The organism is Pseudoxanthomonas sp. GW835-FHT14C01, assembly GCF_058793715.1.
Genome location: NZ_JBXAGB010000002.1, coordinates 932,535 through 949,383 on the forward strand (window position 1 = coordinate 932,535; position 16,849 = coordinate 949,383).

Here is a 16,849-nt window from a genome sequence, read left to right on the forward strand (position 1 = left end):
GCCTGTCATTCCGGGACGTGGCACACCGCTTCGATGTTGTGATCATCCGGGTCGATGGCGAAGGCGGCGTAATAGTGGGGGTGGTAATGCGGGCGCAGGCCGGGGGCGCCGTTGTCGCGCGCACCGGCGGCGAGGGCGGCGGCGTGGAAGGCATCCACCTGCGCGCGGGTCTGCGCGCTGAAGGCGATGTGGGAGCCCCCGCTGGGCGTGCCGCGCCCCTTGCCGACCCAGAAATGCGGCCGGCCGGCTGGCCCGAAGCCGCAGCCTTCGTAATGTCCGGTCATCTCGAGGGTCACTTCCATGACGACAGCATGGCCGAGCGTGGCCAGTACGCGGTCGTAGAAGTCGCGGCTGCGCGCGTAGTCGGCGACTTCGATGCCCAGGTGGTCGATCATCGGTTCACTCCTTGGTGGTCCACGCCGGTGCGCGCTTGTCGAGGAACGCGGCGAGCCCTTCCTGGCCTTCCGGCGACACGCGCAGTCCGGCGATCAGGCCGGCGTTGTCGGCATCCAGCCGGTCGCGGTCCGTGCTGCCCGCCACGCGCGCGACCAGCTGCTTCGCCCCGGCCGCCGCCCGGGGACCGGCTTTCAGCAGGAGGGCCAGTTGGCGTTCGATGGCGACATCCAGCGCGTCGGCGGCGACCACCTCGTGCAGCAGGCCGATCCGCAGTGCGGTGGCGGCATCGAAGATCTCCGCGGTGGCGAACCAGCGGCGTGCCTCGCGGGGGCCGATGGCGGCGATGACGTAGGGCGAGATCACCGCCGGGAGCAGACCGAGCCTGCTTTCGGTCAGGCCGAATTTCGCCTCGGGTACGCCGATGGCGATGTCGCAGCATGCGACCAGGCCCACGCCTCCGCCGAACGCGGCGCCGTGCACGCGTGCCACGGTCGGCTTCGGCAGTTCGTCCAGCGTGCGCATAAGGCGGGCGAGGGCGAGGGCATCGTCCCGGTTCGCCGCCTCGCTGGCGGCGGCCATGCCGCGCATCCAGTTGAGGTCCGCGCCGGCGGAGAACGAGACGCCGCTGCCTTCCAGCACGACCGCCCGGATGTCGTCGTCGGCCGCCACGTGATCCAGCGTCTCGGTGAGTGTCGCGATCAGGGCGGCGTCGAAGGCATTGTGGAGAGCGGGCCGATCCAGCCGGATGCGTGCCACGGCGCCCGTGCGATCCAGTACGAGGGGGTGTTCCTGCGGTGATGCCGCCATTCCTGCCGTTTTCCCTGCGAAGTCCCGGAATGATAGCGGCACAGTCCGTTGCGGCCGTCGTGCAGTGCGGCGATGCTACAATGAGAACAGTTCGCATTTGAGGCTGCTCGTGATCCTGACCGACCTTCCCTGGCGCACCCCCGCCATCGTCGACGCCGTCGAGGACCACGGACCGCAGGACAAAATCGCCCGTCGCCTGCGCGAACTGGGCTTCGTCAACGGCGAGGAGGTCGAGATCGTGGCAAAGGGGCCGCTGGGCGCCGAGCCACTGCTGGTGCAGGTGGGGTTCACCCGCTTCGCGCTGCGCAGGTCCGAAGCGGCCCGCGTGCGACTGCGCAAGGGAGTGGGGGCATGAGCGCCGCCGAGGCATCGACCCTGCGGCTTGCGCTCGTGGGCAATCCGAACTGCGGCAAGACCGCGCTGTTCAACCAGCTGACCGGCAGCCGCCAGAAGGTCGCCAATTACGCCGGTGTCACCGTCGAGCGCAAGGAAGGTCGCCTGCAATCGTCGGCGTCGGGGCGCAGCTATGCCGTGCTCGACCTGCCCGGCGCCTACAGCCTGCATGCCGCCAGCCTGGACGAAGCGGTAACGCGTGATGTCTGCCGCGGCTTCTATCCGGGCGAGCCGGCGCCGGACGTGCTGGTCTGCGTGGTGGATGCCACCAACCTGCGCCTGCACCTGCGCTTCGCACTGGAAGTGCGCGAGCTCGGCAGGCCGATGATCCTGGCGGTCAACATGATGGACGCCGCGCAGCGCCGCGGCATCGCCATCGATCTGGCCGCGCTGGAGCGCGAGTTGGGCGTGCCGGTGGTGGAGACGATCGCGGTGAAGCACGGCGGCGCGCGCGCGCTGGTCGAGCGCATCGACGCCGTCGCCGCGCAGCCGCACGAGCCCCGCACGCGCCTGGCGGAGGGCGCCGACCTGCATGCGGAAACCCGCCGCCTGCTGTCGATGGCGGTCACCATGCCGACGCGCACGGCGAAGATCGACGATGCGCTGGACCGCTGGCTGCTGCATCCCGTCTTCGGTCTGCTGGCACTGGCGGTGGTGATGTTCCTGATCTTCCAGGCGGTGTACGCCTGGGCCACACCGCTGATGGACCTGATCGAGGCCGGCACCGGCGCACTGGGCGCATGGGCGGGCGGGGTATTGCCGGAAGGTCCGCTTTCCAGCCTGCTCGTCGACGGCATCATCGCCGGTCTCGGTGGCGTGATCGTATTCCTGCCGCAGATCCTGATCCTGTTCGCCTTCATCCTCGCGCTCGAGGAAAGCGGCTACCTGCCGCGCGCGGCGTTCCTGCTCGACCGCATGATGGCTTCGGCCGGCCTTTCGGGTCGCTCCTTCATTCCGCTGCTGTCGAGTTTCGCCTGCGCCATCCCCGGCATCATGGCCACGCGCAGCATCCAGGATCCTCGCGACCGCCTGGCGACGATCCTGGTGGCGCCGCTGATGACGTGTTCGGCGCGGCTGCCGGTGTACGCGCTGCTGATCGGCGCATTCGTGCCGAACGAGAAGGTCGGCATCTTCAACCAGCAGGGCCTGGTGCTGTTCGGCCTGTATGCCGCCGGCATCGCCAGCGCACTGCTCGTATCGTGGGTGATGAAGAAGTGGCGTCGCGACAAGAGCGAGCATGCGCTGCTGCTGGAACTGCCGTCCTACCGCATCCCGCATCCGCGCGACCTGCTGATCGGTCTGTACGAGCGCGCGATGATCTTCCTCAAGCGCGTCGGCGGCATCATCCTGGCGTTGACCATCCTGCTGTGGTTCCTGCTGAACTTCCCGGCGGCGCCGGCGGACGCGGTCGGTCCGGCGATCGACTACAGCTTTGCCGGCCGCATCGGCCATGCGATGGCGGTGTTCTTCGCGCCGCTCGGTTTCAACTGGCAGATCTGCATCGCGCTGATCCCCGGACTTGCGGCGCGCGAAGTGGCGGTCGCCTCGCTGGCGACGATCTACGCCCTGTCGGCGGCGGACGACGATGCGGCCATCCAGGCGCTGACGCCGGTCATCAGCGACGGCTGGTCGCTGGCCACCGCGCTGTCGCTGCTCGTGTGGTTCATCTACGCGCCGATGTGCATCTCGACGCTGGCCACGATCAAGCGCGAAACCGGCTCGTGGAAGCAGATGGGCTTCGCGGCGTTCTACCTGTTCGCGCTGGCGTATCTCGCTTCGCTGGTGACCTACCAGGTCGCCAGGGCACTCGGTGCGGGCTGATCGATGGACGCTTCGCTCACTCTGCAGTACGCCGTCATCGCGATCGCGGTGGTGGTCAGTGCGTGGGTGGTGCTGAAGAAGCAGTTCCCGGGTCCGCTGCGGAAGCTGCGCATGGCGCTGGCGTTGCCGCTGTTGCGGGAGGGCAATGCGGGATGGCGGCGCCGTCTCGGGAGGTGGGTCGCGCCGCCCGCCTCGGGTACCGGTGCGGCCTGTGGCGGATGCGACAGCTGCGATACTGGCAACAGGAAGCGTTAGGCGCCCGCCACCGCGTCAGTGTCGCGTACGTCTGGCCGCCTTGCCCGTGGCGGGATTGAGCTCCACCGACAGCACGAAGCTGCGCTGTTCGTGGGGCTGCATGGCGCCTACACCCACCACCTGGCGCGTCACTTCTTCGCCACGATCGTTGCGGATCGACAGCACCACGCTGTATTCCCAGGCAGCTCCCTCGGCCGGTGGCTGCAGCGTGCCCTCGATACGCAACGGCGTAAGCGCGGGCGCCGCCTGGGCACCCGCGCCGGGTTCGAAGCGCAGGTGATGGCGGCAGCCCGGACAGACCGCCGCACTTTCCAGAATGGTCGCCTTGCAGTGCGGGCAGGTGCGGGTGGCGCCGGCGCTGCCGGGGCGCGGTTGGCTCATGCGGCGGCGCCGGGCTCCGTGCCGTTGGCCTTGCCGCTCTTGGCCGGGACGTCATCCCAGCCGAACTCGGCGTTGCCGCGCATGCGCGAACCGGCCGCGACCGTGAGCGCTCCGGCCTTCACATCGCCGACCAGCACGCCGGACGACAGCAGTTCGACCCGCGATGCGGATTCGATGTTGCCTTCCAGTTCGCCCGCGATGGTGACCTTCTTCGCGCGGACGCCCCCGTTGAGCTTGGCGCCGGTCTCGATGGTCAGATCGCCCTGCACGTTGACGTCGCCCTTGAACTTGCCGGCGATCCGGATGTGGCCCGTGCCCTCGATCTTGCCCTCGATGGTCAGGTCCGCGGCGATCAGCGATTCCTTGAGCGCCTCCTGCGGCGCGGCACGCTCGACCGGACGCGTCCCCGGAGGCGCGGTCACGGCGGGCGAGAAGTCGGCGGCCGGCGCATCGCGCGGCGGGGTCGCCACCGGCTCGGGCGGCGGCGGAACACCGTCTTTCTTGACGGCGCCTTGGTCTTTCCAGATGGACATGCAGGGGATGCTCCGGCGTGGCAGGGCCTTGGACTATGGCCAATCCTGCGGACCTCACGCTGTGATCACGCCTGCCAAATGGCGACGCGATGCCGCAAGCGACATGCTGGTTCATGTCCCAGCCGGGATTGTCTATATCCGCTCACATGCCTGAAGTTGCGTGGATATCAGCGTCCGCCCGCGACATCGATGAACGTCCCCGTCGTATAGGTCGCCTGTGGCGACAGCAGCCACAGAATGGCTTCCGCCACCTCTTCCGGTTGCCCGCCGCGTCGCATCGGCACGAAGGCCTTCACCCTGTCGACCCGTCCTGGCTCGCCGCCATCGGCGTGCATGCCGGTGTAGATGAAGCCCGGCCGGACCGCATTGACACGGATGCCTTCCTGCGCGACTTCCTGCGCCAACCCGACGGTCAGGGTATCCATCGCGCCCTTGGACGCCGCGTAGTCGACGTACTCGCCCGGAGAACCCGTCTTCGCCGCAACCGACGACACGTTGACGATCGCGCCCCCGCCGCCGCCATGGCGCGTCGACATGCGCCGCACGGCTTCGCGGCAGCAGAGCAGGGTACCGGTGACGTTGGTGGCGAGGATGCGGCCGATGCGCGCGGCGTCCATGGCATCCACGCGCATCTGCGTTTCGAGGATGCCGGCGTTGTTGACCAGCGCCGTCACCGGCCCGAGTGCGTCGTCGAGCCGCTCGAACATCGCCAGCACGTCCGTTTCGTCCGCGACATCGGCCTGCACGGCAACGGCGTGCCCGCCGACGGCGGTGATCCGCTGCACGACGGAGGCCGCCGCCTCCGCATCGCGGCGGTAGTTCACCCCTACTGCGTAACCGCGTCCGGCCGCGAGCAGCGCCGTCGCCGCGCCGATGCCACGGCTTCCTCCGGTGACCAGCACGATCTGCCGCGCCACGGTTACATCCGGAACACGCCGAACTTCGCCGGTTCGATCGGCGCGTTGAGCGAGGCGGAAATGCCGAGGCCGAGCACGCGCCGGGTATCGGCGGGATCGATGATGCCGTCGTCCCACAGGCGTGCGGTGGCGTACCACGGACTGCCCTGCGATTCGTACTGGTCGCGGATGGGGGCCTTGAAGGCATCCTCTTCCTCAGGGGCCCACGTCCTGCCTGCGGCCTCGATGCCATCGCGCTTCACGGTCGCCAGCACGCTGGCCGCCTGTTCGCCGCCCATCACGCTGATGCGTGCGTTCGGCCACATCCACAGGAAGCGCGCGCCGTACGCACGGCCGCACATCGCGTAGTTGCCCGCGCCGAAGCTGCCACCGATCACCACGGTGAACTTCGGCACGCTGGAACACGCCACCGCCGTCACCATCTTCGCGCCGTCCTTCGCGATGCCCGCGTTCTCGTACTTGCGGCCGACCATGAAGCCGGTGATGTTCTGCAGGAACACCAGCGGGATGCCGCGCTGGTTGCACAGCTCGATGAAGTGCGCGCCCTTCAGTGCGCTTTCGCCGAACAGGATGCCGTTGTTGGCGACGATGCCGACCGGGTAGCCGTGCAGGTGGGCGAAGCCGGTCACCAGCGTCCTGCCGTAGCGGGCCTTGAACTCGTCCAGTTCGCTGCCGTCGGTGATACGCGCGATCACCTCCCGGATGTCGAACGGACGGCGCGTGTCCTTCGGCACGATGCCGTAGAGTTCATCGGCCGCGTAGAGCGGCTCGCGCGTTTCGCGCACGGCGACTGGCACCGTCTTCCTGCGGTTGAGATGGCCGACGATGCCGCGCGCGATCTCTAGCGCGTGGCGGTCGTCTTCGGCGAAATGATCGGCCACGCCGGAAACGCTCGTGTGCACGTCGGCGCCACCCAGCGCTTCGGCATCGACCACTTCCCCGGTGGCCGCCTTCACCAGCGGCGGACCGCCGAGGAAGATCGTGCCCTGTTCCTTGACGATGACGCTTTCGTCGCACATCGCCGGCACGTAGGCGCCGCCCGCGGTGCAGCTGCCCATCACGACGGCGATCTGTGGGATGTTCTCGGCGGAAAGGCGCGCCTGGTTGTAGAAGATGCGGCCGAAGTGTTCCTTGTCGGGGAAGACTTCATCCTGCAGGGGCAGGAAGGCGCCGCCGGAGTCGACCAGGTAGACGCATGGCAGGCGGTTCTCGCGTGCGATCTCCTGTGCGCGCAGGTGCTTCTTCACCGTCATCGGGAAATAGGTGCCGCCCTTGACGGTCGCATCGTTGGCCACGACGACGACGTCGTTCCCCATCACGCGGCCGATGCCGCAGACCATGCCGGCCGCGGGCGCGGCGCCGTCGTACATGTCTTCGGCGGCGAGCGGTGCTATCTCGAGGAACGGCGAACCGGGATCGAGCAGTGCGGTGATACGGTCGCGTGCCAGCAGCTTGCCGCGTTCGGTGTGCTTGTGGCGGGCCTTCTCGCCGCCGCCGTCGGCGGCACGCGCCAGCCGGCGATCCAGCTCCTGTACGAGTACGCGATGGTAGGCCGCGTTGGCAGTGAAATCCGGCGAGCGAGGATCGAGTTGCGAGGCGATGGCAGGCATGCGGCAGGACGATGCGGGGAAGGCGGCATCAGACCACAAAGCCCCGCATGCGCCAAACCGCAGTGCAAAAAAGCAGGCGGTACCCGCCACCGTTGCATGTCGACGGACCGGAGCGTGGCATCCATGACGCGCACGCCCGCAAACGACAAGGCCCGCTTGCGCGGGCCCTGTCCGATTCGCGATGACGCGAGTCGATTACTTCTTGGCTTCTTCAGCCTTGGCTTCCGCCTTGTCGGCGACTTCGGCGGCCTTGTCGGCGGTCGCCTGGGCAGCGTCGGCGGTGGCCGAAGCGGCAGCGGCGGTGGCGTCGTTGGCAGCGGCCTGGGTGGCGGCAGCGGCGTCGGAAGCGGCGGCGGTCGCGGCAGCAGCGGCGTCGGCGGTCGCGGCAGCGGCGGCATCGCCCGCAGCGGAAGCGGCGTCGCCGGCGGCCGAGGCGGCATCACCCGCAGCGGCGGCGGCCTGGTCGGCGGCAGCGGCGGCGTCCGCAGCGGCGGCGTCGGTGTTCTCGCTCTTGGTGCAGGCGCTCAGGGCCAGGACGGCGGCAGCCAGCAGGACGGTGGTCTTGATCTTCATGTGGATCCCCAAATCGATAGGTGTGGAAGAAAGGTGGCGCCGGGACGGCGACGTCCGTTCGTTCTCGGAAGAGTGGCGAACCGGGGAGCCAGGCCCGGATACAGAAAAAGCCGCCAGCGAACTGGCGGCTTCTTCAGTGTAACGCCAAACAAGGCGGCTACCAGCAGATTACTGCTTGGTGGCTTCCTTGGCAGCGTCGGTCGCGGCTTCGGCGGTGTCGGCAGCCTGAGCAGCGGCGTCGGCAGCAGCGTCGGCGGCTTCCGTCGTGGTGGCGGCGGCAGCGTCGGTCGCGGCGGTGGCGGCAGCGTCGGCGGCGGTGGCAGCGGCGTCGGCCGACTGCTGGGCGGCGTCGGCGGTCACTTCGCCAGCGGCAGCGGCGGCGTCAGCGGCAGCCTGGGCTTCGGTCGCGGTCGCAGCGGCGTCAGCAGCGGCGTCGGCGGCCTGTTCCTGGTTCGAGCACGCAGCCAGGGCGAAACCCAGAGCCAGCGCGATCAGAGCCTTGTTCATGGTCATCGTTGCATTTCCTCGTCGTTAGTTAGGCAACGCGCAATTGCGCGCCTGCAACATGATGACAAGCCCGTTACCCGTGTCAAGCGGTTGGCCGGTTATCTTTGTCAATCCGTTGTTAAACCCTATGGGCGGAACGAAAACGGCGCGCGCCGCCCACGGAAAGTGCGCAAACCGGTCAGACGATTTCGACCGCGATCGCGGTCGCTTCGCCACCGCCGATGCACAGCGTGGCGACACCGCGCTTGAGACCGCGCACGCGCAGTGCATTGATCAGGGTCACCACCAGACGCGCGCCGGAGGCACCGATCGGATGGCCCAGTGCGCAGGCGCCGCCGTTGACGTTGACCTTGGCATGCGGGATGCCCAGTTCCTTGATCGGCGCCATGGCGACCACGGCGAACGCCTCGTTGACTTCGAACAGGTCCACCTGGTCCACGGTCCAGCCGACCTGCTTGAGCAGCTTGTCGATGGCGGCGACCGGCGCGGTGGTGAACCATTCCGGCGCCTGCGAGTACGTGGCGTGGCCGACGATCCTGGCCAGCGGCTGCAGGCCGCGCCTGGCGGCCTCGTCCGCGCTGAGCAGCACGGTGGCGGCGGCGCCGTCGGAGATGCTGGACGAACTGGCGGCGGTCACGCTGCCGTCCTTCTTGAAGGCGGGCTTCAGCGTGGGGATCTTGGCGATGTCGGATTTGCCGGGCTGTTCGTCGGTGGCGACCTCGATGTCGCCCTTGCGGGTGGCGACCTTGACCGGGACGATTTCGTCGTTGAAGGCGCCGGACGCCTGCGCGGCCTGCGCACGCGTGACCGATTCGATCGAATAGGCGTCCTGCTCCTCGCGGGTGAAACCGAACTTGGCGACGGTGGCTTCGGCGAATACGCCCATCGGCTGGCCATCGTAGGGGCTGGTCAGGCCGTCCCACGCCATGTGGTCGACCGCCTGGAAGTTGCCGTAGCGGTTGCCGGTGCGCGAGTTGGGAATCAGGTGCGGGGCATTGCTCATCGATTCCATGCCGCCGGCGACGACGATGCTGGCCGAACCGGCCTTGATCAGATCATGGCCCAGCATGATGGCCTTCATGCCCGAGCCGCACACCTTGTTGATGGTGGTGGCACCCGCCACGTCCGGGATGCCGGCGGCGCGAGAGGCCTGGCGGGCGGGTGCCTGGCCCAGGTTGGCGGGCAGCACGCAACCCATGATGACTTCGGACACATCGTCTGCGGGGATGCCGGACTGCGCCAGCGCGGCGGCGATGGCGGTGGCGCCCAGCGTCGGGGTGGGGACGCCGTTGAACTGGCCAAGGAACGAACCGATGGCGGTGCGCTTGGCGGCGGCGATGACGATGTCGGACATGGAGGCTTCCCGCGTGGAGTGAGATCCCGATTATCCCGCCCCGGGATGACGCGCGGCAAATCGGCCGTTGGTACAGGGGCGCTCCGCGATGACCCCGGGCGTATGCTGCCGGCAGGGGAGGGAGCATGACGGAACGATCATCGACGGAACCGGGCGCACGGCCCTTCGTCGTGCCGTGCGCGCATCTGGATGCGGCTGCGCCTTGGCGATGGCTGCGCGCGGGGTGGCGGGACGTGCGCCGCGCGCCCGGACTCACCCTGCTGTTCGGGACGGCGATCGTCCTGCTCAGCCTGGGCATCTCCTGGCTGGCTTACCTGCTTGGGCGGTTCGCCCTGCTGGCGACGCTGCTGTCGGGGTTCGTGTTCGTGGCGCCCCTGATCTGCGTGGGCCTGTACTGCGTCAGCCGCGGTCTGGAACAGGGACGCACGCCACGCCTGCGCGACTCGTTCGTGCTGGCCAAGCGCGTGCTAGGCCAAGCCGGCGTGTACGCGCTGGGGCAGGGCGTGATCATCCTGCTGTGGTCGCGCGCGGGCATGATGGTCAGTGCGTTCTTCCCGTTCGACGACGGTGATCCGACGGCGTTCCGGGAGTTCCTGGCATTGGGCTCGGCGGTCGGTGCGGTGTTCGCCGCGCTCACCTTCGCCGTCACCGCGTTCTCGCTGCCGATGATCGCCGACCGCGACGTGGACATGGTCACGGCCGCCGTCTCCAGCGTGCACGCGGTGATGCGCAACAGGCGGGTGATGGTCGTCTGGGGCCTGCTGCTGGTGGCGCTGACGGCGATCGGATTCGCCACCGCACTGCTGGGCCTGGGCATCCTCATGCCCTGGCTGGCGTACGCCAGTTGGCACGGCTACCGGGAAACGCTCGATGCGTCCGCCTGGGCTGCACTGGAGTAGGCCGCGCGGTAAAGTCGGTCCGGGCGAGGCAGGGGTGCGTCGCCACCGGCAGGGAGAACGGGGATGAAGGGAACGCAGGGCGGAATGCACGGCCGTGTGTGCGCGGCAGCCGCGGGGATGCTGGCATGGTCGCTGGCCGCGTGTGGGGGCGGCGGCGGAGGTTCGACCGTGCGGCCGGATCCGCCACCGCCGACGGGCGTGGGATTCACGCCCAACGTGGTCATCGACAGTTCGCTGACCCAGGTGAATGCCCCGGCGGTGGCGAACCAGAATCCCCCGGCCAGCCTGCCGCAGTACAGCCAGCACCTGCAGCTGATCCGCGCTGCCGGTGCCTTGGGCAACAACCTGACCGGGCAGGGCGTGACCATCGGTTTCGTCGACACCGGCGTCAACCGCAACCATCCTGCGCTCAGTGGACGGGTCAACGCCAACTTCGTCAACGTCAATCCCGCGACCAACAACACCAGCGTCGACGACGTGGTGGGGCACGGCACCGTCGTGGCGCAGATCGCCGCCGGACGCGGCATCGGCAGCTGGGGCGGCGGCGTGGCGCCGGGCGCGACCATTGTGTCCTCGCGCATCATCAACGACACGCGCCCGGACGACGATGGCACGGGCGAGGGCAACGAGATCCGTGCCGGCCAGGGCTACGGCGATTTCTTCCGCAGCATCAACAGCCAGTTGGCCGGCGCGGGCGCACGGATCATCAACAACTCGTGGGGCGGGCTGTACTGGAACGACGCGGCGTTGACGACCGAACTGGCGTCCGCCTATCGCGATTTCGTCATCGGCCGCGGTGGCCTGATCGTGTTCGCCAACGGCAACGCCGGCGATATCCCCGCACTGCGCGCCAATCCGTCCGACAACGCCGCCTTGCCCAGCCTGTCCGCCGCGGCGGCGGACCTGGAGCGCGGATGGCTGACCGTCGCGGCCCTGGATCCGGACAACCCCCTTCGCCTGACCGACTACTCGCAGGCCTGCGGCATCGCCATGAACTACTGCCTGGCGGCGCCGGGCAACGTGGTGTTCGTCGATCCGGATGCGCGCACGGGCGATGCCAGCTACGACCTATACCGGGGCGGCGGCACCTCCTACGCGGCACCGCAGGTGTCCGGGGCCGCGGCCGTGGTCTGGTCGGCGTTTCCGTACTTCACCAACGACCTGGTGCGGCAGACGCTGCTCGGCACCGCGCGCGACATGGGAGCCGCCGGCGTCGATCCCGAGTTCGGTTGGGGCTTGCTGGACGTGAGCCGCGCGGCGAACGGCCCGGGCAATTTCGCCTGGGGCGACGTCAGCGTGTCGTTCTCCGGCCATTCGGTGTGGCGCAACGAGATCGTGGGTGCCGGTGGCCTCATCAAGTCGGGCAGTGGCGTGCTGACGCTGCTCAACTACCAGTCCTACACCGGCGACACGCAGGTGCGGCAGGGCGGGCTGGACATCCGCTACGGACTGTCTTCCAACCTCAGCATCGCCAGCGGCGCCACGGTGTGGGCACGTGGTGGCATCAACGGCAACGTGCAGAACAGCGGCCTGTTCCTCAACGGCGCGGAAAACGTCGCCTCCATCGACAACGGGCACGGCTTCACCCAGTCGGCCACGGGCAACCTGGGCATCTGGCTGGGCAGCCCGCTGAGGGTCGGGGGCGCCGCCAGCCTCAACGGGCAGCTCTCGGTGCTAGGCGTCAGAAGCGGTTACGTCACGCAGGCCAGGGAAACCCTGCTGACCGCGTTCGGTGGCGTGAGCGGGACGTTCAGCAGTCTGCGCGGGGCGCCGAACGTGTTCCTCGATGCGTCGCTGTCCTACGATCCGAACAACGTCTTCCTCAACATCAATCGCATCGATGTCTCGCGCGCGGTCGCGGCGCTGGCATTGCCCCGGCCCAGCCAGGCATCCGCAGTCCGTGTCGAAGCGGCCATGTCGGCCATCGACCGGCAACTGGCCAGCCAGCACGACGGGATCGGACAGGGCTTCATCGATGCGGCCGGCGCGATCCAGCGCGCGGACACCGTGGCCTCGGCCGATGCTTCGCTGCGGAGCCTGTCCGGCGACCTGCATGCCGTCGCCGACGCGATGACCTACGACGTGATCGGGGCCGGCCGCCGGGCGGTGGGTGCGCGCGCCGAACGCCATGCCTCGGGGGATGCCCTCGGTCACGACTGGTACCAGGTCCTGGGCGCGCCCGGCCAGGGGGCACTCGGTGTTGCCCGCTACCAGGCCGACGGCTGGTTGCTGGGCAGCGAGGGCAACTGGGGGGCCATGGTTTTGCCGGCATGGCGTTCGGGGAGGCCCGGGCCAGCGGCGGTGCGCAAGCGGGCCGCGATCGCGGGCGCGATCGCCAGACCCAGGCGATGGCGTATGCGGGCGCCGACTGGAACGGCACGCATGTGCTGGGCCTGTTCGGGGCAGGGCGATTCGATCGGCAGGTCGATCGCGGCCTGTTGCTCGGCGACAGGATGCAGGGTGTCGCTACCGGTTACGCGGGACGCTATGTCAGTGCGAGCGTGGAAGCGGGCCATCGCATGGGCGGCCAGCGCGCGTGGGTCACACCGTATGCAGGGCTCGAGTTCACCCGACTGCAGCGCGACGGTTTCATGGAGCGGGGCGCGGAAGGTTTCGGCCTGACCACGCGCGACAGCCGCACGGACCGGTGGCAGGCGCTGGCGGGCGCGCGTGCGCACCACGGCTGGGAAACATCGCGGTGGGGTAGCGTTTCGCTGCAGGCGTATGCCGAGTGGCAGCGTACGCTCGACGGGCGCGGCCTGGACGTCGACGCCACCTTCGTCGGCGTCGACAGCTGGGCGCCGCTGGCCCTGCAGGAGCGCACCAGCACGCACATGGGCGTGGCGGTGGAATTGTCGCCCTGGCAGAAAGCGATGCTGTCGTTCGGTTACGACCTGCGCAATGGCAGCGACGAGCGCAGCGACCGGCAATGGTCGTCGCGGCTGCGCGTAGGGTTCTGACGGCTTCGCGACGGATTGCGCAGGGCGGGCTCGAGCCGCCCTGCGGTGGATGGACGTACGGGAGGGCGGGCCGAGCCCGCCCTACGGTATCGCCGGGTCGATCAGCCTCGGCCGTCGAACAGTTCCCGCCCGATCAGCATGCGGCGGATCTCGTTGGTGCCGGCGCCGATGGCGTACAGCTTGGCGTCGCGCAGCAGGCGACCGGCCGGGTACTCGTTGATGTAGCCATTGCCGCCCAGCGACTGGATCGCTTCCAGCGTCACCTGCACGGCCGCTTCCGACGCGTGCAGCAGGCAGCCCGCCGCCGCGGCACGCGAGCCGTGGCCTTCGTCGAAGCCGCGCGCCACCTGGTAGGCGAACGCACGGCTGGACTGCAGCGCGGTGTACATGTCGGCCAGCTTGCCCTGCATCAGGCCGAACGTGCCGATGGCGGCGTCGAACTGCTTGCGCTCGCGCACATAGGGCAGGGTGATGTCGAGCGCGGCCTGCATCAGGCCGATCGGACCACCGCTCAGCACCAGCCGCTCGGTATTCAGGCCGCTCATCAGCACGCGCACGCCCTGGTTGACCTCGCCCAGCACGTTCTCGGCAGGGATCTCGCAGTTCTCGAACACCAGTTCGCAGGTGTTGCTGCCGCGCATGCCCAGCTTGTCCAGCTTCTGCGCCGTGGAGAATCCCTTCATGCCGCGCTCGACGATGAAGGCGGTCATGCACTTGCTGCCCGCGTCCTTGCCAGCGGTACGCATGTAGACCAGCAGCACGTCCGCTTCCGGCCCGTTGGTGATCCACATCTTGTTGCCGTTGGCGACCCACACGCCATCGCGCAATTCGGCGCGGCAGCTCATCGAACCGACCACGTCCGAACCGGCGCCCGGCTCGCTCATCGCCAGCGCGCCCTTCCATTCGCCGCTGCACAGCTTCGGCAGGTACTTCGCGCGCTGCGCGGCATTGCCGTTGAGGTAGAGGTTGGACACGCACAGGTTGGAGTGCGCGCCGTAGCTCAGGCCGACCGAACCCGAAGCGCGCGAAATCTCTTCCATCGCGACCAGGTGGGCCAGGTAGCCCATGCCGCTGCCGCCGAACTCGGGGTCGACGGTGATGCCCAGCAGGCCCAGTTCGCCCAGCTTGGGCCACAGCTCCTGCGGGAACGCGTTGTCATGGTCGATCTGCGCGGCCCGCGGCGCGATCTCGGTCTGCGCGAACCGCTGCACGGCTTCGCGCAGCGCATCGATGTCTTCCCCCAGTGCGAATGCCTGCATGGCTTCCCCGTCCTCATGCCCAAAAGTACGGCCGCTGCGTGCGGCCCTGCGCGAAGTGTAGCGGGCGGCGCGGCAAATGCCGGCCTGCACCGCAGCATGCAGGTGATCGCCTCGACGGACATGGAGGCCGCAAAGGCGTGATGCGCTCCTTGCCCCACGTAAGGGGGGAAGGGCGGTTTGCGACGGGAGGGCGAGCGTGCAGCGTCGAAGGTATGGCCTGACGCGCCTCAGTGCTCGCCGCGCAGGTGTCCCATGAAGCGCGGCGCGGTGCGGCCCAGCGGCAGCTTGAGCTTGCCGATTGCGGTCATGCGCGCTTCCGCGATGCGGTCGGCGGCGTACTGCGGCGCGATGTTTTCCTTCTCCGCCAGGTCGAAGATCTTGCCGACCGTGTGGTAGATCGTCCGCATCATGCGCATCGCGCGCTCGCGGTTGTAACCGTCGATCTCCAGCGACACGTTCATCACGCCGCCCGCGTTCACCGCGTAGTCCGGCGCATACAGGATGCCGCGCTTGGCCGCTTCCACGCCGGTGACATGCGACATCTGGTTGTTGGCCGTGCCGCAGATCACCTTGGCCTTCAGGCGGGGCAGGGTCTGCTCGTTGACGGCGTACTCCAGCGCGCACGGACTGAAGACATCCACCGGCAGGTCGTAGATCTCGTCCGGCTTGACCGCCTCGGCGCCGTACTCCTCTACCGCGTGCTCGACCAGTGCCGGATTGAGGTCGGTGACGAACAGCTTGGCGCCGCGTTCCTTCAGCAGCTTCACGTACTCCATGCCGATGTGGCCCAGGCCCTGCACGGCGAAGCTGTACTTGCCGATCTCCTCGTTGCCGAACTTGCGGTTCAACGTGGCCATCAGGCCCTGCAGCGCACCGTAGGCGGTGAACGGGGCCGGGTCGCCGGAACCGCCGTGCACCTGGTGCACGCCGACCACGTACTCGGTCTCGCGGTAGACGTTCTCCATGTCGTTGACGTCGGTGCCCACGTCTTCGGCGGTGATGTAGCGTCCGCCCAGCGAGTCGACGTACCGGCCGAAGCTGCGGAACAGCACCTCGGTCTTGTCCGCGCTGCTGTCGCCGATGATCACCGCCTTGCCGCCGCCGACGTTCAGGCCGGCCAGTGCGTTCTTGTAGGTCATCGTGCGGCTCAGGCGCAGCGCGTCGGTCAGCGCCAGCGCACTGTCGGCGTAGGGGCGCATGCGCACGCCGCCCAGCGCAGGGCCCAGCACGGTGCTGTGGATGGCGATGATGGCCTTCAGCCCGGCATCGGGGTTGTGGCAGAAGACGACCTGTTCGTGGCCGGAGGTGTCGAGGGTTTCGAAGATCATGGGTGGGCTCCGGTGCGCGGGTGGGGACCGGCGCGGGCTTGCCTGCTGGGCGGCTAACGGGTGGTCAGAAAAGAAAAAAGCGACGTTTCCGGATCACACCGTGGTCGTCGCAGGGCGCCAGTCTAATCCAAGTCGCCGAGCGCCGAGATGACACAGGGGCACCCGCACGGGAGGCGCCCGAGCTATTGCCGGAATAGAACGACCGTGCTATTCGTATGTACATGACCCCGCAAGCCGCCACCCACAAGGGCAATGCCACGCGCGAGATGATCGTCGCGCGCGCCTACGACATCGCCGCCAAGCATGGCCTGGAAGGGCTGTCGATCGGGGAGCTGGCCACGGCGGCCGGCATGTCCAAGAGCGGTGTGTTCGCCCATTTCGGCTCGCGCGAGGACCTGCAGCTGACCGTGCTGGAGTGGACCGCCGAGCGCTACGCCCGGACCGTCATCGTCCCGGTCGTGGGGCTGCCGCGCGGCCTGCCGCGGCTGCGCGCCATCATGGAGAACTGGTTCCGCTGGGTCTGCGACAACCCCGACGGCTGCGTGATCCTGGCCGCCGCCCACGAGTACGACGCCCGCCCGGGCCTGTTGCACGACCGCATCGTCGACTGGCTGTTGCAGCTGCGCCAGCAGCTGATCAAGGCCATCGGCATGTGCGTGGATACCGGCGAACTCGCGCCGACCACCGATCCGCTGCTGCTGGCGTTCGAACTGTTCGCCATCGCACAGGGCCTGCATGACGCCCGCCTCTACGACGCCGCCCAGGCGCCGTTGCTCGCCCGCCGTTCGCTGGACCGCCTGCTGGCGTCCTACGGCGCCCCCGCTGTTTCCACCCCCGCCTGATTCCCCCCGAGGTC

At 68.7% G+C, this 16,849-nt stretch carries 17 protein-coding genes and 1 pseudogene; 7 read left to right on the forward strand and 11 right to left on the reverse strand.

Annotated features, from left to right (window positions below; genetic code table 11):
* Nucleotides 1-5: 5 nt before the first annotated feature.
* Nucleotides 6-395, reverse strand: coding sequence for a VOC family protein (locus AC1Q5B_RS11225; protein WP_492631739.1), 390 nt, complete (start codon nt 393-395; stop codon nt 6-8).
* A gap of 4 nt (nt 396-399) precedes the next feature.
* A complete protein-coding gene (locus AC1Q5B_RS11230; RefSeq protein WP_492631740.1) occupies nt 400-1,203 on the reverse strand; it encodes an enoyl-CoA hydratase-related protein in 804 nt (267 codons plus the stop codon).
* A 109-nt stretch (nt 1,204-1,312) separates the two neighbouring features.
* Between AC1Q5B_RS11230 and AC1Q5B_RS11235 the strand changes: the two genes are divergently transcribed.
* From AC1Q5B_RS11235 to AC1Q5B_RS11245, 3 genes are read left to right on the forward strand one after another with little or no spacing between them, the layout of a single operon-like run.
* Nucleotides 1,313-1,558: a FeoA family protein gene (locus AC1Q5B_RS11235; RefSeq protein ID WP_492631741.1), complete on the forward strand. Its 246-nt coding sequence runs from the start codon at nt 1,313-1,315 to the stop codon at nt 1,556-1,558.
* Nucleotides 1,555-3,417, forward strand: a complete 1,863-nt coding sequence (gene feoB, locus AC1Q5B_RS11240; protein ID WP_492631742.1) for a ferrous iron transporter B — start codon at nt 1,555-1,557, stop codon at nt 3,415-3,417. Before AC1Q5B_RS11235 ends, feoB begins: the two co-directional genes overlap by 4 nt.
* Nucleotides 3,418-3,420: 3 nt before the next feature.
* On the forward strand, nt 3,421-3,672 hold the full coding sequence (locus AC1Q5B_RS11245; protein WP_492631743.1) for a DUF6587 family protein: 252 nt from the start codon (nt 3,421-3,423) through the stop codon (nt 3,670-3,672).
* A gap of 15 nt (nt 3,673-3,687) precedes the next feature.
* Here AC1Q5B_RS11245 and AC1Q5B_RS11250 read toward each other — a convergent pair whose 3' ends face one another.
* The 7 genes from AC1Q5B_RS11250 to AC1Q5B_RS11280 form a co-directional block, all read right to left on the reverse strand.
* Nucleotides 3,688-4,053, reverse strand: a complete 366-nt coding sequence (locus AC1Q5B_RS11250) for a hypothetical protein (protein WP_492631744.1) — start codon at nt 4,051-4,053, stop codon at nt 3,688-3,690.
* The gene (locus AC1Q5B_RS11255) at nt 4,050-4,586 is read right to left on the reverse strand and encodes a bactofilin family protein (protein WP_492631745.1); all 537 of its coding nucleotides are present in this window, start codon (nt 4,584-4,586) and stop codon (nt 4,050-4,052) included. The genes AC1Q5B_RS11250 and AC1Q5B_RS11255 overlap by 4 nt, the downstream gene beginning before the upstream one ends.
* 167 nt (nt 4,587-4,753) lie before the next feature.
* Nucleotides 4,754-5,503 (reverse strand): SDR family oxidoreductase, encoded by a 750-nt coding sequence (locus AC1Q5B_RS11260; protein WP_492631746.1) that lies wholly within the window; start codon nt 5,501-5,503, stop codon nt 4,754-4,756.
* 2 nt (nt 5,504-5,505) lie between these two features.
* A complete protein-coding gene (locus AC1Q5B_RS11265) occupies nt 5,506-7,113 on the reverse strand; it encodes a carboxyl transferase domain-containing protein (RefSeq protein WP_492631747.1) in 1,608 nt (535 codons plus the stop codon).
* Between the two features lie 195 nt (nt 7,114-7,308).
* On the reverse strand, nt 7,309-7,686 hold the full coding sequence (locus AC1Q5B_RS11270) for a hypothetical protein (RefSeq protein ID WP_492631748.1): 378 nt from the start codon (nt 7,684-7,686) through the stop codon (nt 7,309-7,311).
* A gap of 168 nt (nt 7,687-7,854) precedes the next feature.
* Nucleotides 7,855-8,199, reverse strand: coding sequence for a hypothetical protein (locus AC1Q5B_RS11275; protein ID WP_162338256.1), 345 nt, complete (start codon nt 8,197-8,199; stop codon nt 7,855-7,857).
* A gap of 172 nt (nt 8,200-8,371) precedes the next feature.
* Complete coding sequence (locus AC1Q5B_RS11280; protein ID WP_492631749.1) at nt 8,372-9,547, reverse strand: thiolase family protein; 1,176 nt, start codon at nt 9,545-9,547, stop codon at nt 8,372-8,374.
* 125 nt (nt 9,548-9,672) lie between these two features.
* On the opposite strand from AC1Q5B_RS11280, the gene AC1Q5B_RS11285 reads away from it, so the two are divergent.
* The 3 genes and pseudogenes from AC1Q5B_RS11285 (at nt 9,673) to AC1Q5B_RS11295 (ending at nt 13,406) form a co-directional block, all read left to right on the forward strand.
* The gene (locus AC1Q5B_RS11285; protein ID WP_492631750.1) at nt 9,673-10,446 is read left to right on the forward strand and encodes a DUF2189 domain-containing protein; all 774 of its coding nucleotides are present in this window, start codon (nt 9,673-9,675) and stop codon (nt 10,444-10,446) included.
* Nucleotides 10,447-10,563: 117 nt separating this feature from the next.
* Nucleotides 10,564-11,874 (forward strand): annotated as a pseudogene (locus tag AC1Q5B_RS11290) (S8 family serine peptidase); the annotation flags it as partial.
* A gap of 842 nt (nt 11,875-12,716) precedes the next feature.
* Entirely contained in the window at nt 12,717-13,406 is a 690-nt protein-coding gene (locus AC1Q5B_RS11295; RefSeq protein WP_492631751.1) for an autotransporter outer membrane beta-barrel domain-containing protein, read from the forward strand.
* 101 nt (nt 13,407-13,507) lie between these two features.
* Here AC1Q5B_RS11295 and AC1Q5B_RS11300 read toward each other — a convergent pair whose 3' ends face one another.
* Entirely contained in the window at nt 13,508-14,665 is a 1,158-nt protein-coding gene (locus tag AC1Q5B_RS11300) for an isovaleryl-CoA dehydrogenase (protein WP_492631752.1), read from the reverse strand.
* A gap of 227 nt (nt 14,666-14,892) precedes the next feature.
* Nucleotides 14,893-15,993, reverse strand: coding sequence for a Glu/Leu/Phe/Val dehydrogenase dimerization domain-containing protein (locus tag AC1Q5B_RS11305; RefSeq protein WP_492631753.1), 1,101 nt, complete (start codon nt 15,991-15,993; stop codon nt 14,893-14,895).
* A 221-nt stretch (nt 15,994-16,214) separates the two neighbouring features.
* Here AC1Q5B_RS11305 and AC1Q5B_RS11310 point away from each other — a divergent pair, with 221 nt between their 5' ends.
* Nucleotides 16,215-16,835, forward strand: a complete 621-nt coding sequence (locus AC1Q5B_RS11310) for a TetR/AcrR family transcriptional regulator (protein ID WP_492631754.1) — start codon at nt 16,215-16,217, stop codon at nt 16,833-16,835.
* Nucleotides 16,836-16,849 lie beyond the last annotated feature (14 nt).

What these genes read in the sequence shown, in the direction of transcription:
- AC1Q5B_RS11265 (WP_492631747.1), bottom strand. Translation starts at nt 7,113, where the DNA reads ATGCCTGCCATCGCCTCGCAACTCGATCCTCGCTCGCCGGATTTCACT.
- AC1Q5B_RS11250 (WP_492631744.1), bottom strand. Translation starts at nt 4,053, where the DNA reads ATGAGCCAACCGCGCCCCGGCAGCGCCGGCGCCACCCGCACCTGCCCG.
- AC1Q5B_RS11310 (WP_492631754.1), top strand. Translation starts at nt 16,215, where the DNA reads ATGACCCCGCAAGCCGCCACCCACAAGGGCAATGCCACGCGCGAGATG.
- AC1Q5B_RS11285 (WP_492631750.1), top strand. Translation starts at nt 9,673, where the DNA reads ATGACGGAACGATCATCGACGGAACCGGGCGCACGGCCCTTCGTCGTG.
- AC1Q5B_RS11295 (WP_492631751.1), top strand. Translation starts at nt 12,717, where the DNA reads ATGGCGTTCGGGGAGGCCCGGGCCAGCGGCGGTGCGCAAGCGGGCCGC.
- AC1Q5B_RS11255 (WP_492631745.1), bottom strand. Translation starts at nt 4,586, where the DNA reads ATGTCCATCTGGAAAGACCAAGGCGCCGTCAAGAAAGACGGTGTTCCG.
- AC1Q5B_RS11305 (WP_492631753.1), bottom strand. Translation starts at nt 15,993, where the DNA reads ATGATCTTCGAAACCCTCGACACCTCCGGCCACGAACAGGTCGTCTTC.
- AC1Q5B_RS11300 (WP_492631752.1), bottom strand. Translation starts at nt 14,665, where the DNA reads ATGCAGGCATTCGCACTGGGGGAAGACATCGATGCGCTGCGCGAAGCC.
- AC1Q5B_RS11275 (WP_162338256.1), bottom strand. Translation starts at nt 8,199, where the DNA reads ATGACCATGAACAAGGCTCTGATCGCGCTGGCTCTGGGTTTCGCCCTG.
- AC1Q5B_RS11245 (WP_492631743.1), top strand. Translation starts at nt 3,421, where the DNA reads ATGGACGCTTCGCTCACTCTGCAGTACGCCGTCATCGCGATCGCGGTG.
- AC1Q5B_RS11270 (WP_492631748.1), bottom strand. Translation starts at nt 7,686, where the DNA reads ATGAAGATCAAGACCACCGTCCTGCTGGCTGCCGCCGTCCTGGCCCTG.
- AC1Q5B_RS11230 (WP_492631740.1), bottom strand. Translation starts at nt 1,203, where the DNA reads ATGGCGGCATCACCGCAGGAACACCCCCTCGTACTGGATCGCACGGGC.
- feoB (WP_492631742.1), top strand. Translation starts at nt 1,555, where the DNA reads ATGAGCGCCGCCGAGGCATCGACCCTGCGGCTTGCGCTCGTGGGCAAT.
- AC1Q5B_RS11225 (WP_492631739.1), bottom strand. Translation starts at nt 395, where the DNA reads ATGATCGACCACCTGGGCATCGAAGTCGCCGACTACGCGCGCAGCCGC.
- AC1Q5B_RS11280 (WP_492631749.1), bottom strand. Translation starts at nt 9,547, where the DNA reads ATGTCCGACATCGTCATCGCCGCCGCCAAGCGCACCGCCATCGGTTCG.